Source organism: Enterobacter asburiae (assembly GCF_024599655.1).
GTDB lineage: Bacteria > Pseudomonadota > Gammaproteobacteria > Enterobacterales > Enterobacteriaceae > Enterobacter > Enterobacter asburiae_D.
In genome coordinates this window covers 2,607,370-2,630,036 of sequence record NZ_CP102247.1, presented here as the reverse complement: position 1 = coordinate 2,630,036, position 22,667 = coordinate 2,607,370, and the positions used below count along the sequence as shown (strand labels likewise).

Here is a 22,667-nt window from a genome sequence, read left to right as displayed (position 1 = left end):
GGTGATGACGTGACGCAAGAACAACGGTTTGAGCAGCGCATAGCGCAGGAGACGGCGATTGAGCCTCAGGACTGGATGCCTGACGCCTACCGTAAGACGTTGATCCGTCAGATTGGTCAGCATGCGCACTCCGAAATTGTCGGCATGCTGCCGGAAGGAAACTGGATCGCCCGCGCGCCGACGCTGCGCCGAAAAGCGATCCTGCTGGCGAAAGTGCAGGACGAAGCCGGGCACGGGCTCTACCTCTACAGCGCGGCGGAAACGCTGGGCTGCGCGCGGGAAGACATCTACCAGAAGATGCTCGACGGCAAGATGAAATACTCCTCCATCTTCAACTATCCGACCCTGAGTTGGGCCGATATCGGCGTGATCGGCTGGCTGGTAGACGGCGCCGCTATCGTCAACCAGGTGGCGCTGTGCCGGACCTCCTACGGTCCGTATGCCCGCGCGATGGTGAAAATCTGTAAAGAAGAGAGCTTCCACCAGCGTCAGGGCTTTGAGGCCTGCATGGCGCTGGCGCAGGGCAGCGAGGCCCAGCGGCAGATGCTGCAGGACGCCATCAACCGCTTCTGGTGGCCCGCGCTGATGATGTTCGGGCCGAACGACGACAACTCGCCGAACAGCGCCCGCAGTCTGGCCTGGAAAATCAAACGCTTCGGCAATGACGAACTTCGCCAGCGCTTTGTCGACAACACGGTACCGCAGGTGGAGATGCTGGGCATGACGGTGCCGGATCCCGACCTGCGTTTGGATGAAGAGAGCGGTCACTACCGCTTCGGCGAGATCGACTGGCAGGAGTTTGAAGAGGTGATTAACGGACGCGGCATCTGCAACCACGAGCGCCTGGCCGCCAAGCGTAAAGCCTGGGAAGAGGGGGCGTGGGTGCGGGAAGCCGCACTGGCGCACGCGGAAAAACAGCGCGCCCGTCAGGCCGCATAAGAGGAAATAACCATGAGCAATGTCTACTGGCCGCTGTACGAAGTGTTCGTACGCAGCAAACAAGGGTTATCCCACCGTCACGTGGGCAGTCTGCATGCTGCCGACGATCGCATGGCGCTGGAAAATGCGCGTGATGCCTACACCCGCCGCAGCGAAGGGTGTTCTATCTGGGTGGTTAAGGCGAGCGAGATTGTCGCCTCCCAGCCGGAAGAGAGCGGTGAGTTCTTCGACCCGGCGGAAAGCAAGGTTTACCGCCATCCGACGTTCTACACCATCCCTGACGGCATCGAGCATATGTGAGGCAAAGAATGAATTCAGTGACTGCCTATGCCCTGCGTCTGGGCGATAACGGTCTGGTGCTTTCCCAGCGTCTCGGCGCCTGGTGCGGCCATGCGCCGGAGCTGGAAATTGACCTCGCGCTCGCCAATATCGGTCTCGACCTGCTGGGCCAGGCGCGCAATTTCCTGACCTATGCCGCGGAACGGGAAGGCCAGGGCGATGAAGACACGCTGGCGTTTGGCCGCGACGAACGCCAGTTCCGCAATGTCCTGCTGGTGGAGCAGCCAAACGGCAGCTTCGCCGACACCATTGCCCGCCAGTACCTGATGGATGCCTGGAACGTGGCGCTGTACGAGCGGCTGACCCAAAGCAGCGACGGCCAGCTTGCCGCCATCGCCGCCAAAGCGATTAAAGAGGCGCGCTACCACCTGCGCTTCAGCCGCGGCTGGCTGGTGAGGCTGGGCGACGGGACCGAAACATCCGCGCAAAAAATGCAGCAGGCTATCGACAATCTGTGGCGTTTTACGGCGGAGCTGTTTGAAGCCGATGAGGTCGAGCTGGCGCTGATTGACGCCGGCGTGGCGGTTGACCCGCGACTCCTGCGCCAGCCGTGGGAAAGCGAAGTGTTTGACGGTCTGAATGAAGCCTGCCTGCAGGTGCCCGCAGAGGTGGCGTACCGCACCGGTGGCAAGAGGGGGCTGCATACCGAACATCTGGGCCCGATGCTGGCGGAAATGCAGTATCTCCAGCGCGCCTATCCCGGTCAGCAGTGGTAAAGGAGAACGCTATGCAACGCCTCGGCGACATCGCGCCCGCGCAAATCCCGCAGATCTGGTCGCTGTTAAGCCAGATCCCCGATCCGGAAGTGCCGGTATTAACCATCACCGATTTAGGCATGGTGCGCAGCGTGAAGGCGCAGGGGGAAGGCTGGGTCATTGGCTTCACGCCAACCTACTCGGGCTGTCCGGCAACGGAACACCTGCTGGGGGCGATCCGCGATGCGATGACCGCTCACGGCTTTACCCCGGTGCACATTGTGCTCCAGCTTGACCCCGCCTGGACCACCGACTGGATGACCGCCGACGCGCGCGAGCGCCTGCGGGCGTACGGCATCAGTCCACCCGTGGGGCATAGCTGTCACGCGCACGCGCCTTTGCATGTGAGCTGCCCGCGCTGCGCCAGCACCGACACCGCGCTCATCAGTGAATTTGGTTCGACGGCCTGCAAAGCGCTCTACCGCTGCAATACCTGCCGCGAGCCCTTCGACTATTTCAAATGTATTTGAGGCTGCCATGACAACGTTTCATTCATTAACAGTGGCAAAAGTGGAACCCGAAACCCGCGACGCGGTGACCATCACCTTCGCGGTGCCGCAGGCGCTGCAGGACGCCTACCGCTTCCGCCCCGGCCAGCACCTGACGTTAAAAACGAAGCTTGAGGGGGACGAGCTGCGCCGCTGCTACTCCATCTGCCGGAGTACCGCCCCGGGCGAGATCAGCGTGGCGGTCAAAGCCATCGACGGCGGGCGCTTTTCCCGCTACGCCCGGGATGAGATCAAGGCGGGCATGGCGCTTGAGGTCATGGTTCCCCAGGGGCAGTTTGGCTACCAGCCGCAGGCTGACCGCGAAGGCCACTACCTGGCGATTGCGGCAGGCTCCGGGATCACCCCGATGCTGGCGATTATCTCCGCAACGCTTGCGACCGAACCCAACAGCCATTTCACCCTGATCTACGGCAACCGCAGCAGCCAGAGCATGATGTTCCGCCAGGCGCTGGCGGACCTGAAGGACAAATACCCGCAGCGGCTGCAGCTGGTCTCCATCTTCAGCCAGGAGCGGCTGGACAGCGATCTGCTCTTTGGCCGCATCGACGGGGAAAAGCTGCAGGCGCTGGCGAAAACCCTGATCAACTTCCGCCAGTACGACGAGGCGTTTATCTGCGGCCCGTCGGCGATGATGGACGATGCCGAGGCCGCGCTGAAAGCGCTTGGGATGCCGGACAAAGCGATTCATCTTGAGCGCTTTAACACCCCGGGGATCTCCGTTAAACGCGCCGTGCACGTCCAGGCGGAAGGGCAGAAAGTGACCGTGCGCCAGGACGGGCGCGACCGGGAAATCACCCTGACGGCGGACGACGAAAGCATCCTGGATGCCGCCCTGCGCCAGGGGGCGGATCTCCCGTATGCCTGCAAGGGGGGCGTGTGCGCCACCTGTAAATGCAAAGTGCTGCGCGGGAAGGTGGACATGGCGACCAACTACAGCCTGGAGCCGGACGAGCTGGCTGCCGGGTATGTGCTGAGCTGCCAGTCGCTGCCGTTAACCGCCGACGTGATTGTCGACTTCGACGCGAAGGGGATGGCATGAGCGAACTGATTGTTACCCGTCATGGCCGCGTGCTGCAGCTGACGCTCAACCGTCCGGCGGCGCGCAACGCCCTCAACAATGCGCTGTTGACGCAGCTTGCGGAACAGCTTGAGGCCGCCGCCGTGGATGCTGACATTGCCGTCTGCGTGATTTACGGCAGCGAGCGCTGCTTTGCCGCAGGGGCCGATCTCAACGAAATGGCGGAGAAAGACCTGCCTGCCACCCTGAACGATATCCGCCCGCAGCTGTGGGCGCGCATTAACGCGTTCAGCAAACCGCTGATCGCCGCCGTGAACGGCTTCGCGCTCGGCGCAGGCTGCGAGCTGGCGCTGCTGTGCGACGTGGTCATTGCCGGTGACAACGCCCGCTTTGGTTTGCCGGAAATCACGCTGGGCATTATGCCCGGCGCGGGCGGCACCCAGCGTCTTATCCGCAGCGTCGGTAAATCCCTTGCCAGCAAAATGGTGCTGACGGGCGAGAGCATCTCCGCGCAGCAGGCGCTGAGCGCCGGGCTGGTCAGCGACGTTTTCCCGGCAGCGCTGACGCTGGAGTATGCCCTGAAGCAGGCGGCGCTGATGGCGCGCCACTCTCCGCTGGCGCTGCAGGCGGCGAAACAGGCGCTGCGCCAGTCACAGGAGGTGCCGCTCCAGGCCGGTCTGGCCCAGGAGCGCCAGCTGTTTACGCTGCTTTCTGCCACCGAAGACCGCCGGGAAGGCATCGACGCCTTCTTACAAAAACGCACCCCCGACTTTAAAGGACGCTAATTGTGGAATTTATTCTCAGTCATGTTGAGCAGGGCGTAATGACCATTACGCTGAACCGTCCGGAGCGTCTGAACAGCTTTAACGACGTGATGCACCAGCAGCTTGCCGAGTGCCTGAAACAGGCCGAGCGTGATGACGCTATCCGCTGTCTGCTGATCACCGGGGCAGGACGTGGTTTCTGTGCCGGTCAGGATCTGAACGACCGCAACGTCGATCCCAACGGCCCGGCGCCGGATCTGGGGATGTCCGTTGAAACTTTCTATAACCCGCTGGTGCGCCGCCTGGCAAAGCTGCCGAAACCGGTCATTTGTGCCGTTAACGGCGTGGCGGCCGGCGCAGGGGCCACGCTGGCGCTGGGGTGTGACATGGTCATTGCCGCCCGTTCCGCCAACTTCGTGATGGCCTTCAGCAAGCTCGGCCTGGTGCCGGACTGCGGCGGCACCTGGCTGCTGCCGCGCGTGGCCGGACGCGCCCGCGCCATGGGGCTGGCGCTGCTCGGCGACAAACTCAGCGCCGAACAGGCGCAGGCGTGGGGAATGATCTGGCAGGTGGTGGATGACGAACAGCTCTCCACTACGGCGCAGCAGATGGCGCTGCATTTTGCGTCTCAACCGACCTTCGGGCTGGGGCTGATCAAGCAGGCTATCAACGCCGCGGAAACCAACACCCTGGACGCCCAGCTCGATCTGGAGCGCGACTATCAGCGCCTGGCCGGGCGCAGCGACGACTACCGCGAGGGCGTCAGCGCCTTCCTGGCGAAGCGCGCGCCAAACTTTACGGGGAAATAAGATGCTGAACATACGGACTGTCGCCGTGATTGGCAGCGGCACGATGGGCGCAGGCATTGCCGAAGTGGTGGCCAGCCACGGTCATCAGGTGCTGATTTACGACATTTCTGCCGACGCCATTTCCCGCGCGATTGACGGCATCCGTCAACGCCTCGCGTCTCGGGTAACGCGCGGCAAGCTTTCTGCGGATGCGAGCGGACAGATCCTCGCCCGACTGGTTCCAGTGACGGATATCGATGCGCTAGCCTCGGCAGATTTGGTTATTGAGGCGGCTTCCGAACGCCTTGACGTTAAAAAAACGCTGTTTGCAAAACTGGCGGAAGTCTGCCCGCCGCAGACGGTGCTGACCAGCAATACCTCTTCCATCTCCGTCACGGCGATTGCGGCGGACATCCACCACCCGGAGCGGGTCGCAGGGCTGCATTTCTTTAACCCGGCACCGGTGATGAAGCTGGTAGAGGTGGTCAGCGGGCTGGCGACCTCTCCGGAAGTGGCAGACGCGCTGTGCGGGCTGGCGCTGAACTGGGGCAAACAGCCCGTTCGCTGCCAGTCAACGCCGGGGTTCATCGTCAACCGCGTAGCCCGTCCGTTCTATTCCGAAGCCTGGCGCGCGCTGGAAGAGCAGGTCGCGCCGCCGGAGGTGATTGATGCCGCCCTGCGCGAAGGCGGCGGTTTCCCGATGGGGCCGCTGGAGCTGACCGACATGATTGGTCAGGACGTGAATTTCGCGGTGACCTGCTCGGTATTTAACGCCTTCTGGCAGGAGCGTCGTTTTCTGCCTTCTCTGGTGCAGCAGGAGCTGGTACTGGCAGGAAGGCTGGGCAAAAAGAGCGGGAAGGGCGTCTACGACTGGCAGGGTGACAAACCCGAGGTGCGGTGGGTACCAGCCGTTAACGACAGCTACAGCCCGATGCGCGTGGAAAAGAGACGTGACGGTGTCACCGAAATTGATGATGTATATCTGATTGAAACGCAGGGGGAAACCGCACAGGCGCTGGCGCTGCGGCTCAACGGCGCGGTGGTGGTGCTGGACCGCATTGAGCGCGATGTAGCGGTGATTGCAGCGGCCGCCAGCAACCCGCACACCGCGACGCAAAAGGTCATCCGCTACCTGCAGCAGCAGGGTAACCGGGTGGTGCAAATTGCCGATTATCCCGGCCTGCTGGTCTGGCGCACGCTGGCGATGATTGCCAACGAAGCGCTGGATGCCCTGCAAAAAGGGGTCGCCAGCGAGAAGGACATCGATACCGCCATGCGCCTGGGCGTGAATTATCCGAGCGGGCCGATCGCCTGGGGCGAGCGGCTGGGCTGGCAGCGGCTGCTGACGCTGCTGGAGAACCTGCAGCGTCATTACGGCGAAGAGCGCTATCGCCCCTGTTCACTGCTGCGCCAGCGCGCGCTTCTGGAGAGTAGCTATGAGTCATAACGCCTGGCATAACGCCCGCGCGATGTACGAACGGGACGCCTGCGCGCAGGCGATGGGGATGGACATTGTCGACATGGATGAAGGCTACGCGGTGGTGACCATGACCATCACCCCGCAGATGCTTAACGGCCACCAAACCTGTCACGGCGGGCAGCTTTTTTCGCTGGCGGACACCGCCTTTGCCTACGCCTGCAACAGCCAGGGGCTGGCGGCGGTCGCTTCCGGCTGCTCGATTGATTTTCTGCGTCCGGGCTTTGCCGGGGACACGCTCACCGCCACCGCGCGGGTGATGCATCAGGGCAAGCTGACCGGCGTGTACGACATTGAAATCCAGAACCAACAACAGAAAACCGTCGCCCTTTTTCGCGGAAAATCTCACCGCATCGGCGGCAGCGTGACAGGAGAGCATGATGCGTGACGCATTTATTTGTGATGGCGTTCGAACCCCGGTGGGGCGCTACGGCGGCGCGCTTGCCGCAGTCCGAGCCGACGATCTTGGTGCCGTGCCGCTGCGCGCGCTGCTGGCCCGCTATCCGCAGCTTGACCTCGAGCGGATCGATGATGTGATCTTCGGCTGCGCCAACCAGGCGGGGGAAGATAACCGCAACGTCGCGCGCATGTCGTCCCTGCTCGCCGGGCTGCCGCAGACGGTGTCCGGAACCACCATTAACCGCCTGTGCGGGTCGGGGCTGGACGCGATTGGTTTTGCGGCGCGCGCCATTAAGGCGGGCGATGGCGACCTGCTGATCGCGGGCGGCGTGGAGTCCATGTCCCGCGCGCCGTTTGTGATGGGCAAAGCCACCGCCGCGTTTCAGCGTCAGGCGGAGATCTTTGATACCACCATCGGCTGGCGATTTGTGAATCCGCTCATGCATCAGCAATTCGGAACTGACAGTATGCCGGAAACGGCAGAGAATGTAGCTGAATTGTTAAATATCAGCCGTGCCGATCAGGACGCGTTCGCGCTGCGCAGCCAGCAGCGTACCGCGCAGGCGCAGCAGAACGGCATTCTGGCGCAGGAGATTGTGCCGGTGCTGGTGCCGGGAAAAAAAGGGGCGGTCACTGAGTTCAGCGTGGATGAACATCCGCGCGCGGACACCACGCTCGAGCAGCTCGCCGGTCTGAAAACGCCGTTTCGTAAGAACGGGGTGGTTACGGCGGGAAATGCCTCCGGCGTCAACGACGGCGCTGCGGCGCTGATCGTCGCCAGCGAGAAGATGGCGCTGGCGCAGGGGTTAGTCCCGCGCACGCGGATCGTGGCGATGGCGACGGCAGGCGTGGAGCCACGTCTGATGGGGCTCGGCCCGGTACCCGCCACCCGTAAGGTGCTGGAGCGGGCCGGACTCAGTATTAACGATATGGACGTTGTCGAGCTTAACGAAGCTTTCGCCTCGCAGGCGCTGGGCGTGCTGCGTCAGCTGGGCCTGCCGGATGATGCCGCGCACGTCAACCCGAACGGTGGCGCGATTGCGCTGGGCCACCCGCTGGGCATGAGCGGTGCCAGACTGGCGCTGGCCGCGAGCAACGAACTGCACCGACGCGGCGGGCGCTACGCGCTGTGTACGATGTGCATCGGTGTGGGTCAGGGCATTGCCATGATCCTTGAGCGTGTTTGAGCATAAAAACAATGTGAGTACCCTACAATGACAAATACAACAAAGCTTGATCCGATTGAAACGGCCTCCCTTGACGAGTTACAGGCGCTGCAGACCGAGCGTCTGAAATGGACGCTGCATCACGCCTACAGCAACGTGCCGATGTACAAACGCAAGTTTGACGCCGCGGGCGTTCACCCTGACGATTTCAAAGAGCTGGCGGATATCCGCAAATTCCCGTGTACCACCAAGCAGGACCTGCGGGATAACTATCCTTTCGATACCTTTGCCGTGCCGATGGAGCAGGTGGTGCGCATTCACGCGTCATCCGGCACCACCGGCAAACCGACCGTTGTCGGCTACACGCAGGGCGACATCGACAACTGGGCCAATCTGGTGGCCCGCTCCCTGCGCGCGGCGGGCGGCAGCGCGAAGGACAAAATTCACGTGGCGTATGGCTATGGCCTGTTTACCGGTGGGCTGGGGGCGCACTACGGGGCCGAGCGTTTAGGCGCGACGGTGATCCCGATGTCCGGCGGCCAGACGGAGAAACAGGCGCAGCTGATCCGTGATTTCCAGCCAGATATGATCATGGTAACGCCGTCCTACTGCCTCAACCTGATTGAAGAGCTGGAGCGCCAGATGGGCGGCGATGCCAGCGGCTGTTCCCTGCGCGTGGGCGTCTTCGGCGCCGAGCCGTGGACGCAGGCCATGCGTCGCGAAATTGAAAAACGCTTAGGCATTACGGCGCTGGATATTTATGGCCTCTCCGAGGTGATGGGGCCGGGCGTGGCGATGGAGTGTATCGAAACCGTCGACGGCCCAACCATCTGGGAAGATCACTTCTACCCGGAGATCGTCAACCCGAACGACGGCACGCCGCTGGATGACGGTCAGCAGGGCGAACTGCTGTTCACCACGCTGACCAAAGAGGCGCTGCCGGTGATCCGCTACCGCACCCGCGACCTGACGCGCCTGCTACCGGCAACCGCGCGCAGCATGCGTCGTATGGACCGGATCAGCGGCCGCAGTGACGATATGCTGATCATCCGCGGCGTCAACGTCTTCCCGTCGCAGCTGGAAGAGGAGATTGTGAAGTTCGAACACCTTTCTCCGCACTACCAGCTGGAGGTAAACCGTCGCGGGCATCTTGATTCACTTTCCGTGAAGGTGGAGCTGAAAGAGAGTAGCCTCACGCTGACGCACGAGCAGCGCTGTCAGGTGTGCCACCAGCTGCGCCACCGCATTAAGTCGATGGTGGGGATTTCCACCGACGTGACGATCGTGAACTGCGGCAGCATTCCGCGCTCCGAGGGGAAAGCCTGCCGGGTGTTTGATTTGCGTAAAGCGGCGGCCAACGGTTAAAACACCTTACCCCTCATCCTAACCTTCTCCCCAAAGGGGAGAAGGGACTGTACGGTGCGGTCTTTTCCGCTCTCCCCTCTGGGGAGAGGGTCAGGGTGAGGGTCCTATGCTATGATTCATCCAGGACAAAAATAACAACAGAATGAATCACATGAATAAACTCGACGCCTTCATCCAGCACGCGGTCAGCTCCGTTCCCGTCAGCGGGACCTCGCTTATCTCCTCGTTATACGGTGACGCGCTTTCCCATCGCGGCGGTGAGATTTGGCTCGGCAGCCTGGCGGCCCTGCTGGAAGGCATGGGGTTTGGCGAGCGCTTCGTGCGCACCGCGCTATTTCGCCTCAACAAAGAGGGCTGGCTGGACGTTTCCCGCATCGGGCGTCGCAGCTTTTACCGCCTGAGCGACAAAGGGCTGCGTCTGACGCGTCGCGCGGAGAATAAGATCTACCGCGCGGAGCTGCCCGCCTGGGACGGCAAATGGTTATTGCTGCTCTCAGAAGGGCTGGATAAAACCACCCTTGCCGACGTCAAAAAACAGCTTATCTGGCAGGGGTTTGGCACGCTGGCACCGAGCCTGATGGCCTCGCCGTCGCAGCATCTGGCGGACGTGCAGTCCCTGCTTCACGATGCCGGGGTGGCGGAAAACGTGATTTTCTTTGAAGCCCACTCGCCGCTGGCGCTCTCCCGCGCCGCGCTGCGTTCGCGGGTGGAAGAGTGCTGGCAGTTAACCGAGCAAAACGCGATGTACGAGTCGTTTATCAATTCGTTCCGCCCGCTGCTGCCGCTGCTGAAAGAGGCCGCGCCGGAGGAGCTGACGCCGGAACGCTGCTTCCAGATCCAGCTGCTGCTGATTCACTTTTATCGTCGCGTGGTGCTGAAAGACCCGCTGCTGCCGGAGGAGTTGCTGCCTGCGCACTGGGCGGGGCAAAGCGCCCGTCAGCTTTGCATTAACATCTATCAGCGTGTCGCGCCGGGGGCGCTGGCGTTTGTCAGCGAGAAGGGCGAAACATCCGTGGGCGAACTGCCCGTGCCCGGCACGCTCTACTATCAACGCTTTGGTGGTCTTACAAGCGCATAAGGAGTGAAGATGCCAGTTTATCAAATTGACGGTCTGACGCCGGTGGTGCCGGACGAGAGCTATGTTCACCCAACGGCGGTGCTGATTGGCGACGTGATTCTGGGCAAAGGCGTTTATGTTGGTCCTAACGCCAGCCTGCGCGGTGATTTTGGCCGTATCGTGGTGAAGGACGGGGCCAACATTCAAGATAACTGCGTGATGCACGGCTTCCCGGAACAGGACACTGTGGTGGAAGAGGACGGGCATATCGGCCACAGCGCCATTCTCCACGGCTGCGTGATCCGCCGCAATGCGCTGGTGGGCATGAACGCGGTGGTGATGGACGGCGCGATTATCGGTGAAAACAGCATCGTCGGCGCGGCGGCGTTCGTGAAGGCGAAAGCGGAGATGCCAGCCAACCATTTAATTATCGGCAGCCCGGCTAAAGCGATTCGCGAACTCAGCGAGCAGGAGCTGGCATGGAAGCAGCAGGGCACGCGGGAGTATCAGGTGCTGGTGGAGCGCTGCAAGCTCACTATGCACCAGGTAGAGCCGCTGCGCGAGGCTGAGCCTGACCGGAAACGGCTGACGTTTGATGAGAATTTAAGGCCGAAATCGGCGGTGTAGGAGGGGAAGTTTGCGCCACGGCACTAACGGGAAGATGTTACCCGCCTCAACATGCTATTAATCCTCGATACAGACTCATCACGACAGAGGACGCAGAGTTATGCTCAGGGGTAAAAGAGCTGTTATCACGGGTGGCGGCGGGGGATTTGGTCAGGCGCTGTGCGTCTGGCTTGCCCGAGAGGGCGTTGAAGTGGATTTTAGCGCCCGTCGGGCGGTGGATATTCAAAAAACCTGCAGCCTCATCGCGGCTGAAGGTGGTGAGGCGAAAGGGTATCTCTGTGATTTAGCCCTGCCGGAATCCATTTCTCAGTTTTCTTCGCAGGTCTTACATTCAGACAGGCCAATCGATATTTTAATTCTGAATGCTGCTCAGTGGTTGTCTGGGACAATAGACGAACATGCGAGCACAGAAATCTTCAATACCGTCAGTTCAGGCCTGACAGGTTCAATCTTGCTCACCCAGGCAATGCTTCCGGGTTTAAGACGCTCAGACAGTGCAGACATTATTGCGATTATATCTGCGTGCGGTATTCCGAACTTTACAGATTCGATTGCCCATCCCGCTTTTTTTGCCAGCAAACACGGGCTCAGCGGCTTTACAACGAAACTGTCAGAACACTTATCCAAAGAAAACATTCGGGTAACCGGATTATATCCACCTGATTTTGAACTGACCGGCTTAGAGGCGCATGTCGATAATCAATCAAGAATGGGGGAACGTCTGGTGAATGGATGGTCAATCTGGGAAACAATTCGTTTTGTACTGACTCAGCCTCGAAGTTGCCATATCAGCACGATCTACTTTCAGGGGCCGACTCGCGAAGATCTGGCGCATCAGGCCTGAATCTGACGGCGGGCGTTCACTACTATTGCTGATAAAAGCGTTTTGGAGTCTCATTAATCGCAAAGCGGCTGCCAGGGCTCTGGCTGTCTTTTTTCGCCATATCCATTAATAACGCGATGCCAATGTAATTACTCCAGTTAAAGGTATTTTGCAGCACCACCACTGCATTGCCTTTTTCTTTGTCATAGCCGATAAAGCTGGAGTAGCCGCCGATATAGCCGACCTGGTAGGTGATTTTTTCCAGACCGATAAAATCGGTGGTCCAGGCAATACCCTGTACCCCGTCGGGACGTTGAATATCGGTATTTCTCACTTCGGCAAAGACGCTGTCCAGCAGGGGATTGTGGGTCGTTGAGACGTGATAGCGGGCATAGGTCGCCAGATCTTCGGCGTTACTGTATAGGCTCGCCGCCGCCACCATGTTATTGGAAAAATGCCAGTCCGGGGTGAGCTGCCCGCGCGGGATAAATTTCGGCTGATCGCCCGCGTGGCCAAGCGCACGCTGGGGGTACCCTTTTAGCTGCCGGGGCGTAAAGCTGCTGTTAGCCATTTGCAGCGGATGGAAAATATAGCGCGAGGCTAAACTCTGGATATCCTCGCCAGTCTTGTGTTTCAGGATATAGCCGATCAGCGCGTAGCCGGTATTGGAATATTGCGGCACTTTATTCTTTGGCGCTCGCCAGTCGGCGAGGTAGCGCAGCACGTTATCGCTATCCAGCTCACCGTAGAAATTATCACCCGTGCTTAAGTAGCTGATGAATTTTCCAAGCATCGGAACATCCATATTCTGACGCGGCAGGCCGGAGGTGTGGGTTACCAGTTCAAGAAGGGTGATTTTTTGTGCATCCGCGCTAAGCGGCGTCCCCGGCGGAAGCAATGTCGCCAGGTTATCGTTCCAGTTCAGTTGCCCTTCATTCACCAGACAAGCCACCACTTCCGCCGTGATCCCTTTGCTGAGCGAGCCGAGCGCAAACAGGGTATCGGGCCTCACCGGATAGCGATTGACCGCATCGGTTACGCCCCAGGTGTAAAACTGCGGTGAGCCGTGATTATGGATCACCGCGACCGTCATCCCGGGAACGGATTTTTGCGCCATGTAGTGACGCACCACGCTGTCAACGTCGCCATCCAGCGAGTCATGAGTGAGAAGTTCCTGAGTACCTTCCGGTGAAGACATTTGCGAGAGCGTGCCACAACCGCTGAGGAGTGGGAGAGTAAGCAGAAGCCAGTGAATTTTTTTTGTTATGTTCTGCATACCTGATAGCGAGTGTGGTGGTCATTGACGCGCCAGGAATGTATCACAAATAGCCTGCCATGAGGGATTTTTTCGGGTGGCAGAATTACCGTCTGTTTGGTGCCGGGAGTGGAAGTGATACCGGCCTGACAAAGTTGCTGATATGATAATTTTTTGTTAATCCGGAGGGGCAATGGATACAGGCACGATTGTCACGTTATTCAAATTCAAACGCTGGGTAGATACGGAAACCTTACAAGCAATACAGAGGATCGATACTTCCGCAAATGCTGAAAAGCACCATCTGATGCTCAGACTTATGAACCATGTTTATGTCGTGGATATGATTTTCAGGGCAAATATTACTGGTCAAACGCATCAATACACCGCGTTGAATACGCCGGAAACGCCGTCTGCAGACGAGCTTCTGAAAAAGATGACTGAATGCACTGACTGGTATATTACGCACGCAGGTTCAATGGACGTGCCCGGACTTTCTGAAATCATCAAATTCCGTTTTGTCGATGGCGGATATGGCGAAATGAAAGCGGCGGATATGCTCAACCATGTACTGTTTCACGGTACCTATCATCGCGGCGCTGTGGGATGGATGCTTTCTGAAACGGGTGTAATTCCTCCAAAGGATGTGCTAACCGTTTTTCTAAGAGATCATAATCACTAATATGAGCTACTTTCATCAACTTAGCGCCACCCGTCTGGATGGGCAGCTTATCTCTATGGCCGACTATGCGGGAAGGGTGGTTTTGGTCGTTAATACCGCCAGCCAGTGCGGCTTCACGCCACAGTACCGTGGCCTTGAAGCGCTATACAAGAAATACGCCGATCAAGGGTTAGTGGTGCTGGGTTTCCCCTGCAACCAGTTCGGTAAACAGGAACCCGGCGGCGCTGACGAAATCTCGAAAACCTGTTACATCAACTACGGCGTGAGCTTCCCGATGTTCGAGAAGATCGAGGTTAACGGTAGCGCAGCGCACCCGCTGTTTCGTTATCTGAAAAACGAATTGCCCGGCGTGCTTGGGGGGCGGATCAAGTGGAACTTTACCAAGTTCCTGATCGGACGTGACGGTAAACCACTCAAGCGTTTTGCGCCGATGACGACGCCAGAGAAAATGGAGAGGGCGATTGTGGAGGCTTTGGGGAGGTGAGTGTTTTGGTGAATGGAATTATCCAGCATCTCTGTTTCCTCCATGAACAACATGTCACTTAAAAACGCCTGTAGAATGCGCAAATGCAGCACGCTGCATCTCGTGATGATGACAGCAGGTTTCACTTAAGTTATTTAGTTAATAGCATGTTATCAGTTTATGCCACGCAAACGGCAGAACAAAACCATTTACTTTTGAGTATTTCGTGAATGATTTACTTGCCCGGATGGCATACTCCTCTTTATATTTTTACTTATATACCGATGAGCTAATGACAAAATGTGACACTCCAGGAGGAGATAATCACACTTTGCAAAAATCCGGGGTCGATTATTCGTCGATCCACTGCAACGAATAAGGAGAAAGTTGTGAATAACGTCAATACCTTCCTTAAGGAAAATTTACCTTCAGTAAGTAAGAATGTTTTTGTTGCTCCAGGCATTCCTGAAAAAAAACTGAATAACGTCGCTAAAGCATTCAATGTCGCTGATAACCTGAATGCTGTGCTTGCCATTTATGATAATACTGTATTTGGTAGTGCAAAAGATGGCATCGTTTTTACCGGTGAAAAACTGGTTATAAAAGAAGCATTTGAAAGTCCTTATGACGTCTACTACAACAATATTGATGCCGTAGAATATATAGAAGATGTCACCGTAAATGATAAAGGAAAGGAAAAGCGAACAGAATTTGTCTCCCTTAAACTAAAAAATGGCGAGATAAAACCACTCAAAAGTTTGATGGAGTGCAACTATAAGAAGCTGAGCGATGTTCTTGAGCATACTATCAGTGACTTTGATGAGTTCACAGAAGAAGATCAGCTCATCACTCTTGCCGAAATGTCAGAAACTCTCAAAGTTGCTTACGTCAAAATCATGGTGAACATGGCGTTCTCAGATGACGGTCAGGTTGATAAAAAAGAGTTTGCCGAAATACTCTTGTTGATGACCCGACTTGAGTTAACGACCGAATCCCGATTTATACTGCGTAGTTACATCGGTGCAGAATCCAGTCTAATGCCGGTTGAAGAGTTAATAGCGATTATTGACCAGGAATGCGTACCTAGCCATAACAAGTCCATAAAAATCTCTCTTGTTAAAGACCTAATTAGCATTTTCATGAGTGTTAATAACGGTGAATATAAAAACTTTCCATTTCTTCAGCAAGTGCAACCCTTGCTGAGCGTAACTGACGAAGAAATAGAGCTTGCAGTGATGGCTATTCAGCAAGACTTTAAGATGTTACGAGAAGATTTTTCCGACGATGCGCTGAAACGCAGCATGAAAGAACTTACGGCAAAAGCCGGTGCGGTAGGTGTGCCGCTTGCTGCTGTCTATCTTTCTGGCTCTGTTATCGGTATGTCCGCTGCGGGCATCACTTCTGGCCTCGCAACGCTTGGACTTGGCGGCGTGCTGGGATTTTCAAGTATGGCAACGGGTATTGGTGTTGCGGTGTTATTAGGTGTAGGGGCCTATAAAGGGATTCGTCATCTTACGGGTGCTAATGAACTGGATAAATCCAAGCGCCGGGAGCTGATGCTGAATGAAGTCATCAAGCAGACACAATCCACATTGTCCGCGTTAATTAATGATCTCAATTATATTTCTGGCAAGTTTAACGACGCTCTGGATGCGCACAATCGGCAAGGTGAAAAAATTCAAAAGCTCCAGAAGATGATGAATGCATTGACCGGCGCGGCGGATGAATTGAATAAGAAATCGAATAAGATGCAAAACAGTGCACTCAAACTTAAGTGCCCTGTCTACCTTGATGAGGCTAAACTCAGTTCTCTGACCCGAGAACCCATCAAAAAACAATTCTATGATATTGTTCTTTCATTCTATGAAGAATGTATTGTCGAAGAGCAACACGATGGTAAGACTGTTGAAGTGAAAAAACGTAAAATTAAAGAAGACACAGCTACTCAGCAATTAGAAAAACTTGCCGCCATCTTTGAAGGCATCGGATATTTCAGAGCGGGGGACGTTATTAAAGGCAAATTGACTGGATTATTCTCATAATGAAAAAACCGGATACTCAGGTATCGGCCTTGCTGGTGCAGAAGCACCAGCTTGAACAAAGCGAGAGTCAATTAAGTGACCTTGATGCCGCTCTGGATGCACTTAACGCTTTGCAAACTGATACCGATGCTGCTTTAGATGAAATGATTCTCGCTATGGATGGTGTTCTGGAACACGCAGGTATCACGTTTGATGAGAATTTCCACACAACGGTTTCCAGTGAATTCAGCGATTACCTTGAATCCGGTTTGACCCCGTCATCGTCCAGTATCAGTAAACTGTCGATGATAGAAACAATAGCGTTCACCAGCGATACGGACTGGGAAACCTATTCCCAGTCCGTATCGCACTATGCCCATAAGCATAATGTCGATTTAACTGTCGATCCGTTTAGCGCCCTGATGTCCCCGACTCAGAGAATTGCTCTGGAGAAACGCATTCAGGAAGACTTTACTTTTAAGACTGCCCGCTGCGACAAATATGATTACATGATCGCCGGCACCTGTGGCGTTATTGGCGGGCTTATCGATATTTTTCTGGTAGGCGCACCTGGTGAAGGAAAGCTGACCCAGCTTGCAGATAATGCAGTGGACGGTGCAGTCGAGAAATTCGCCTCAGCCTTTGGCTGGAAAGGCGGTGCAGAAGGGAGTGATCCTACAAAAAGCGCTATCGGTTTTCTGGAGAGAAAATTCAAGGTCAACTATGACCATCGGCATGGCGGCGATGTTGACGGTCTGTTCAGGATGAACACGAAGAATCACCATATTAAAAGTCTTGCCCACTCCCCGGACTTAGTCGGTTTATTTTTCTCGATCCTTGATCAATTTACCAGCACGGCACATTTTGTGGCAGACGGAAAACTGGTTTCCGTAGATACCGAAACTTTTGAGCTTAAAGGGAATAACTTTGTCTCTAAAGTATTTAGTGGTTTCGTAAACTGGATGGGCCATCTTTTTTCTGATATGGCGGGCTCTTCCGGTGCGCAAGGAAGAGGCTCTGGTATCCCAATTCCTTTCTTTTCATTACTTCAGTTTATTGACGTGGGTGAATTTGGTCAGCATCGCCAGTCTTTCGCGACTGTCGCCGTCCAGGTTTTTGAGAAAGGATACGACTTACGGCATGGATTAGCGATGGCGATCCCTGTTCTGATTACTGAACTGCTTGTGCGGATCACCTGGACAGTTAAACAACGTTGCTACCATAAGAAGGCCTGGGGTGAATGTATCCCTTCTGCGAAAAACCCAGAACTCAGGCGAATGTTGCTGGTTGCGCATGGAACCTTGTGCTTGATGGATGCAGGCGATGCGGCACTTCGTTCAGGAGGAGAAATGATTCAGTTCCTCTTGAGAACGAACCTCATCGGCTGGGCAAGATTTGGAACGCTGGCAATTAAAGAGCTCCATGTCTGGTACAAAGCCGGTGGAATTGATGCCAGCGCTGTAGATGAATATATGGACCATGAACTTCGACGAATGCTAAAAGCGGGTTAAGAATACGATCTCATTGAATAAATGCAAAGCCTGGATGCCTGGTATTAATAAACCAGGCACTGGCTAATCTGTAAACGCAAAGCAGAAAAGGCACATTCATTGCAAGGCGGAAATATCCTTTGAGATGTATGGATTTTTATAGCGGATCAGTGCCAGCAGCAGAAGGTGCTCTAATATCATAAATTGAAATCATGCTTAAGATAAATTTCGATTTAATCATCATTGATGATGCCTGTTTTCACGTGGCATTGTTTTACTTTATAGTCAGTAATACGTACAATACTAGAAAATGTAATGACGAGTAAAATTGATGGCTACAAAAAAAGTACTTGAAAAATCATTTATTGCTATTATTTTGAGTGGTGTGCTTGCCGTTTCTGGATACTTTGGAGCGCTAAATGCAGTATTTGACTTGTATCAGAATATCGCAGATAAATTTTTTCAAAAAAAAGCGGAAGATAATCTTCACGTAATTTATACCGGGGCATCGATAAAGTATATCGAATCAATTTTTGGCGCACCTGTGAAAGAAGAACATTCTGAGGATGGTAAGGTGAATGAGTATATTTACTCATTCAGGAAGTTCTATCTACAGGTGGTTTATGATAATAAGAACACAGTGATACTCTATTCCGTAACCAGCAAAGATAAGGACTTTCATCCTGAAGTGCCTTATCTGGGTAAAACCCTTGGGCATAAGTTCAAAGACTTTGGAAATGATATTAACTATTTGCATTTTGATCATTCTTCAAAATTCTATCAATATGAAGAAGGGCACTACTTAGGAAATCCGGGTAACTATAGAAATTTTTACCTTGCTTATAATCCTGCTGGCGTTGATTACGTTGAGTTGCATTCGCTCCCTGATTTTTATAATAACAATGAATTTCCTCCAAATAAAAAAGATCTTGAAGAATTCAGAAGCAAAAATGCTCCTAATACATTTGGCGTAGGTGATATAAACGGAGGCCCTGAGGGTCTTGAGTTAAGCTTTAGACTTGGGATTGATTATTACGATGCGAGAGATATTCCAGATAAAGATTAGTGGTGGTGTTCAAACATTGTACAAGTTTGTTTCGCTTGAATGTAGACTATCACCATTAGATTAGCCAGTCAGTTATGCTTTTCGCTCGAAGCAGACTCACGGACCATTTCTTCAGCAGTCTGGTGACAGGAACGTAAGTTGTAAGTATTCATCCGCAGCAAATGGTTTACAAGAATATTTACTGCTATAGATAAAAAAAGATGAAGGATGAGTGAATATCATAAGTAGATAATAGCACTTCCATAACTACATCCTCTATCCTCATTGCGTCTGATGCCTCAATATGATGGACGACAGTTTTCATTTTTATATCACCTTTAGCATATAAATGGAGTCAGGAAGTGATTTCTATAAACAACATTTTAAATATGAATATGGCAAAAAATATCTACCTTTCCCTGATAGGGGGCGGTGTGGCGGTATTTATGATTTACTCGATGAGAATTGGATTCTTACCTACAGGCTTATCACTTTCTGATGTCATATTTTTTCTTCTTGTCATTATATCTTTTTCAATTTTTCTTACATTCTCTCTTGCAATATGGTATTCCATGTCGGTTGTAACCTCCTATTACTGCACGAAATTTATTTTATTCCTCACGCCCAATAAAAAAATAAAACGTGAAGAGTGGCGCGGAAGACTGAAAATAACACTTAAAGTAGGGAGGAGTATGAGGATTTATGTTGCTTTATTTGCCCATTTAATTATTGCATTTATGGGGGGGCTTTTTCTTATTTTTGGTAGCGCAAATGAAATGTTGGATGGGAAATCTGTTATATTGTCATTACTATTTACGGCATTTTTGATCACACTGATCCCCTATACATATATTGATAAAAAGATAAAAGAAGAAGATAAAAAAAGTACCGCCATATCAATTTTGGTTTTGATTTTCGTTCTCTTTTTTATGCTTTCAAATATGGCACCTGTGCTTAGCGATGCAGGCATGAAGTACATTGGCGTGCGCAAAACCAATGTGACAATTCTTCTGAATGGAAGCGAACTGGAAATGGCAAGACATTTAACTGGCAATCACGATCAGACCTTCTTTAAGGGGGACGCGCTATTTACTGGTGTAGGAACATCTTCTCTGCTGGTTATCAACAACAAAAAAATTATCGTGAAAAATGAAAACCTGACCTTGTCATTCTAGTCACAATGATGTGTCTGCTGAGTTGTTCCTGTTAATTCATACATATCGCAGTTAATAATGTCTGCTCATAGCTCATAGCTCATAGCTCATAGCTCAAAGCAGACATTCCCCTTAATAAATTCGCCTAAAGCAAAACCCCATTACCCCCGCAGCCACGGCGTAATCGTCAGTCCGGTAAGCAAGCCTTCCGGGCTGAGCAGGCGAGTGACGGTTTGTCCCCACGGTTCAATACGATTAGCCACCAGCAGCCGATAGCCTTTATCACTCAGAACGCGGGTAGCCGAGTCCAGATCCTGCACCTCATACTCAACCCAGCCCTGCGGTATCGGGTGCTCAACTGGCCACTGTTCTTCTCCAAAACAGGACGCTGCCGCCTGTGCGAGCGGCCAGACGGCGAAATGCTTCACGCCTTCCAGTTGGCCCTCTTCAGTGAGTAGATAATCGCTGTTCCCCTCCATCGGCTTAAGCGGAAGGCCGAGTGTCTGGACATAAAACGCGGTACTGGACTCCGTATCCCGCGAAATGGGCCCGAACCCGGCGACAAATAAGACATCAATTTCTGGTAGCGCTTGCGACATATCCACTCCTGAATGAGGTGAAATTCACCCTGAATTTATCTTACGACCGACTGAAATACGACTCTCAATTCTGGTATCGCATTCACCGTGCCTGCACGTCCACGATCGGTTTAAAATTCAGCGCGATGACGATTAGCAGTACGACTCCCGCACTCATGATCAGCCATGCGCTGGTCAGCGATACCGAACTGTCGCGAACGATCCCCGCAATTAACGGCATAAGCGCGGCGAGCATGTATCCGCCGCCCTGAACTTTAGACAGTAACTTCCCGGCCTGCGCGGGCGTTCGCGCATGATCGAACGTGACGATGAGCGACAGCGGGAAGAGGGCGCCGATCCCGGTGCCTAGCAGCAACGTGGATAACACCGGCGTTGTACCCGGCGAAAAGACCAGACACAGTAATCCCGCCAGCAGAAGCAGCAATACGGCGATCAGCGGCACGCGACGGTCAGGGAATTTACCGATCAGCGCAGAGACGGCAAACCCTGCGACAACCTCGGTTAACGTCAGCCAGGCCAGCATGTAGCCGCTGCTGCGTGCGGACCATCCCGCCTGAATATAGAGCGGGGGCAGCCAGGCCAATACCAGCGTATAGGCTCCCGTTCCCACGCCGAAAAAGAGCAACAGTAGTGCGGTACGGGAGGACGAGAGCGTAACGGTTTCGTGTGCTGTTTTTTCCTCGCGAGGATGCTTAACCAGGGTTAACCACAGTATCAGCGCCAGCAGCGCTAACAGCCCGGCCATTGCCAGCGCGGGCTTCAGCGTGAGCCATGAAAACAACGGCTCGGCGCTGGCGGCGGCGACTGCCGCACCGGCCATAATGCCCGTGCTGAATAGCGACATTACCGTGCTGGCCGTTTGCGTATATTCCTTTTTTATCAGGGCGGGCATTAACGCCTGGATCGTGCCTATGCTGGCCCCGCCAAGTAACGCGGTGCCCATAAGACTCTCCGGTGAGGCGCTAAAGCCGCGTAATAAGCAGGCTACAAGCAGGATGAAGAGCCCGAACATAATTCCCCGTACGGCGCCGACTCTGGCTAAAAGCCAGGGTCCACATAAGGCGGCCAGACCCATCATCGCGACCGGCAGGGTGGTCAGCAGGCTGAATTGCGTAGCGGTCAGTCCCGCTTCACGCTGCAGCACGGAAAACAACGGTCCTACAGAAGCCAGAATAGGGCGCAGGTTCAGCCCGACGATAAAAGCGATAACCGCGAAGAGTAAAGGCGACGTGCGTTTCAACATGGAGTCCTTTTCGGTTGTGAATGGCCCGGCAAATTGCTGCGAGCATTTATCTTAACGTTAAGATAAAATCCGTTTTTGCGTAAGATGTACCGCACAACAGGATAAATGCCCACGCCATCAGGGGTGAAAATGAAAGACCATGTAGACTTCGTTGTCGGCCAGTGGAGCCGTGCCATGCCGGAGCTGGACGCCTCGTCGATGAAAATTTTTGGCCGAATCCTCCGGCTGATGAAGCATCTGGGAAAAAAACGGGCGCAGGCCATGGCGCAGTTTGGCTTTCGCGAAGGCGAGTTTGACGTGCTCGCCACGCTGCGCCGTGCCGGTGAGCCGTACTGCCTTTCCCCTACGCAGCTGTATAAATCGCTGCTGATCACCTCAGGGGCAATGACGAACCGGCTCAGCCATCTCGAACAGCAAGGGCTTATCAGGCGAATTGCCGATCCGGATGATAAGCGCAGCACCCTCGTAAGCCTGACACCGCAAGGGCAGGAGCGTATCGAACAGGCGCTGATCGTGCATACACAAACCCAAAATGCGCTGCTGAGTAGCTTATCTGACGCGCAGCGCGCGCAGCTTGAGTCCCTGCTCAGGGAGCTGCTGCTGACATTTCCGCCAGAGGGCCTGGGCGACAAGTCACCGAGTGCCGATAATACAAACACTGCATAGCTAAACCTCACAAAAGGGAACGT

General features: G+C 54.5%; 24 protein-coding genes. 21 read left to right on the top strand and 3 right to left on the bottom strand.

Annotated elements, in window-relative coordinates:
* Positions 1-9 precede the first annotated feature (9 nt).
* From paaA to NQ230_RS12320, 14 genes are all read left to right on the top strand, one after another.
* A complete protein-coding gene (paaA, locus tag NQ230_RS12385; protein ID WP_257257863.1) occupies positions 10-939 on the top strand; it encodes a 1,2-phenylacetyl-CoA epoxidase subunit PaaA in 930 nt (309 codons plus the stop codon).
* A gap of 12 nt (positions 940-951) precedes the next feature.
* Positions 952-1,239 carry a 1,2-phenylacetyl-CoA epoxidase subunit PaaB gene (gene paaB, locus NQ230_RS12380; protein WP_003857353.1) on the top strand — a complete coding sequence of 96 codons (288 nt, stop codon included), beginning with the start codon at positions 952-954 and terminating at the stop codon, positions 1,237-1,239.
* Positions 1,240-1,247: 8 nt separating this feature from the next.
* Entirely contained in the window at positions 1,248-1,994 is a 747-nt protein-coding gene (gene paaC, locus NQ230_RS12375; protein WP_257257862.1) for a 1,2-phenylacetyl-CoA epoxidase subunit PaaC, read from the top strand.
* A gap of 11 nt (positions 1,995-2,005) precedes the next feature.
* Positions 2,006-2,503, top strand: coding sequence for a 1,2-phenylacetyl-CoA epoxidase subunit PaaD (gene paaD / locus NQ230_RS12370; protein WP_257257861.1), 498 nt, complete (start codon positions 2,006-2,008; stop codon positions 2,501-2,503).
* 7 nt (positions 2,504-2,510) lie between these two features.
* A complete protein-coding gene (paaE, locus tag NQ230_RS12365; RefSeq protein WP_121423604.1) occupies positions 2,511-3,581 on the top strand; it encodes a 1,2-phenylacetyl-CoA epoxidase subunit PaaE in 1,071 nt (356 codons plus the stop codon).
* A complete protein-coding gene (paaF, locus tag NQ230_RS12360; RefSeq protein ID WP_257257860.1) occupies positions 3,578-4,345 on the top strand; it encodes a 2,3-dehydroadipyl-CoA hydratase PaaF in 768 nt (255 codons plus the stop codon). The genes paaE and paaF overlap by 4 nt, the downstream gene beginning before the upstream one ends.
* Positions 4,345-5,133 carry a 2-(1,2-epoxy-1,2-dihydrophenyl)acetyl-CoA isomerase PaaG gene (gene paaG / locus NQ230_RS12355; protein WP_121423606.1) on the top strand — a complete coding sequence of 263 codons (789 nt, stop codon included), beginning with the start codon at positions 4,345-4,347 and terminating at the stop codon, positions 5,131-5,133. Before paaF ends, paaG begins: the two co-directional genes overlap by 1 nt.
* 1 nt (position 5,134) lies before the next feature.
* A complete protein-coding gene (paaH, locus tag NQ230_RS12350) occupies positions 5,135-6,559 on the top strand; it encodes a 3-hydroxyacyl-CoA dehydrogenase PaaH (RefSeq protein WP_257257859.1) in 1,425 nt (474 codons plus the stop codon).
* Positions 6,549-6,977, top strand: coding sequence for a hydroxyphenylacetyl-CoA thioesterase PaaI (paaI, locus tag NQ230_RS12345; RefSeq protein ID WP_213820604.1), 429 nt, complete (start codon positions 6,549-6,551; stop codon positions 6,975-6,977). Before paaH ends, paaI begins: the two co-directional genes overlap by 11 nt.
* Positions 6,970-8,175, top strand: coding sequence for a 3-oxoadipyl-CoA thiolase (pcaF, locus tag NQ230_RS12340; protein ID WP_257261339.1), 1,206 nt, complete (start codon positions 6,970-6,972; stop codon positions 8,173-8,175). The genes paaI and pcaF overlap by 8 nt, the downstream gene beginning before the upstream one ends.
* 27 nt (positions 8,176-8,202) lie before the next feature.
* Positions 8,203-9,519 (top strand): phenylacetate--CoA ligase PaaK, encoded by a 1,317-nt coding sequence (paaK, locus tag NQ230_RS12335; protein WP_121423609.1) that lies wholly within the window; start codon positions 8,203-8,205, stop codon positions 9,517-9,519.
* Between the two features lie 142 nt (positions 9,520-9,661).
* The gene (gene paaX / locus NQ230_RS12330; RefSeq protein WP_021241337.1) at positions 9,662-10,597 is read left to right on the top strand and encodes a phenylacetic acid degradation operon negative regulatory protein PaaX; all 936 of its coding nucleotides are present in this window, start codon (positions 9,662-9,664) and stop codon (positions 10,595-10,597) included.
* Positions 10,598-10,606: 9 nt separating this feature from the next.
* Positions 10,607-11,203 (top strand): phenylacetic acid degradation protein PaaY, encoded by a 597-nt coding sequence (gene paaY, locus NQ230_RS12325; RefSeq protein WP_257257858.1) that lies wholly within the window; start codon positions 10,607-10,609, stop codon positions 11,201-11,203.
* A 100-nt stretch (positions 11,204-11,303) separates the two neighbouring features.
* Positions 11,304-12,047, top strand: a complete 744-nt coding sequence (locus tag NQ230_RS12320) for an SDR family oxidoreductase (protein WP_213820597.1) — start codon at positions 11,304-11,306, stop codon at positions 12,045-12,047.
* A gap of 22 nt (positions 12,048-12,069) precedes the next feature.
* On the opposite strand, the gene NQ230_RS12315 is transcribed toward NQ230_RS12320, so the two are convergent.
* Positions 12,070-13,302 (bottom strand): serine hydrolase domain-containing protein, encoded by a 1,233-nt coding sequence (locus tag NQ230_RS12315; protein ID WP_159514073.1) that lies wholly within the window; start codon positions 13,300-13,302, stop codon positions 12,070-12,072.
* 172 nt (positions 13,303-13,474) lie between these two features.
* On the opposite strand from NQ230_RS12315, the gene NQ230_RS12310 reads away from it, so the two are divergent.
* The 6 genes from NQ230_RS12310 to NQ230_RS12285 all read left to right on the top strand — a co-directional run bounded on the left by NQ230_RS12310 (position 13,475) and on the right by NQ230_RS12285 (position 20,157).
* A complete protein-coding gene (locus NQ230_RS12310; protein WP_257257857.1) occupies positions 13,475-13,963 on the top strand; it encodes a DinB family protein in 489 nt (162 codons plus the stop codon).
* Between the two features lies 1 nt (position 13,964).
* A complete protein-coding gene (locus NQ230_RS12305; protein ID WP_257257856.1) occupies positions 13,965-14,447 on the top strand; it encodes a glutathione peroxidase in 483 nt (160 codons plus the stop codon).
* 368 nt (positions 14,448-14,815) lie between these two features.
* On the top strand, positions 14,816-16,468 hold the full coding sequence (locus NQ230_RS12300) for a hypothetical protein (protein WP_121423613.1): 1,653 nt from the start codon (positions 14,816-14,818) through the stop codon (positions 16,466-16,468).
* Positions 16,468-17,958 (top strand): hypothetical protein, encoded by a 1,491-nt coding sequence (locus NQ230_RS12295; protein ID WP_121423614.1) that lies wholly within the window; start codon positions 16,468-16,470, stop codon positions 17,956-17,958. The genes NQ230_RS12300 and NQ230_RS12295 overlap by 1 nt, the downstream gene beginning before the upstream one ends.
* A 310-nt stretch (positions 17,959-18,268) precedes the next feature.
* The gene (locus NQ230_RS12290) at positions 18,269-19,003 is read left to right on the top strand and encodes an ETEC_3214 domain-containing protein (protein WP_236545814.1); all 735 of its coding nucleotides are present in this window, start codon (positions 18,269-18,271) and stop codon (positions 19,001-19,003) included.
* A 341-nt stretch (positions 19,004-19,344) separates the two neighbouring features.
* Positions 19,345-20,157 carry a hypothetical protein gene (locus NQ230_RS12285; RefSeq protein ID WP_257257855.1) on the top strand — a complete coding sequence of 271 codons (813 nt, stop codon included), beginning with the start codon at positions 19,345-19,347 and terminating at the stop codon, positions 20,155-20,157.
* 140 nt (positions 20,158-20,297) lie between these two features.
* Here the strand turns inward: NQ230_RS12285 and NQ230_RS12280 are convergent, their stop codons facing one another.
* Positions 20,298-20,735 (bottom strand): VOC family protein, encoded by a 438-nt coding sequence (locus NQ230_RS12280; RefSeq protein WP_252034712.1) that lies wholly within the window; start codon positions 20,733-20,735, stop codon positions 20,298-20,300.
* An 82-nt stretch (positions 20,736-20,817) separates the two neighbouring features.
* Positions 20,818-21,978: an MFS transporter gene (locus NQ230_RS12275; protein ID WP_121423617.1), complete on the bottom strand. Its 1,161-nt coding sequence runs from the start codon at positions 21,976-21,978 to the stop codon at positions 20,818-20,820.
* 129 nt (positions 21,979-22,107) lie between these two features.
* Here NQ230_RS12275 and NQ230_RS12270 point away from each other — a divergent pair, with 129 nt between their 5' ends.
* Positions 22,108-22,644, top strand: a complete 537-nt coding sequence (locus tag NQ230_RS12270; RefSeq protein WP_121423618.1) for a MarR family winged helix-turn-helix transcriptional regulator — start codon at positions 22,108-22,110, stop codon at positions 22,642-22,644.
* Positions 22,645-22,667: the final 23 nt, after the last annotated feature.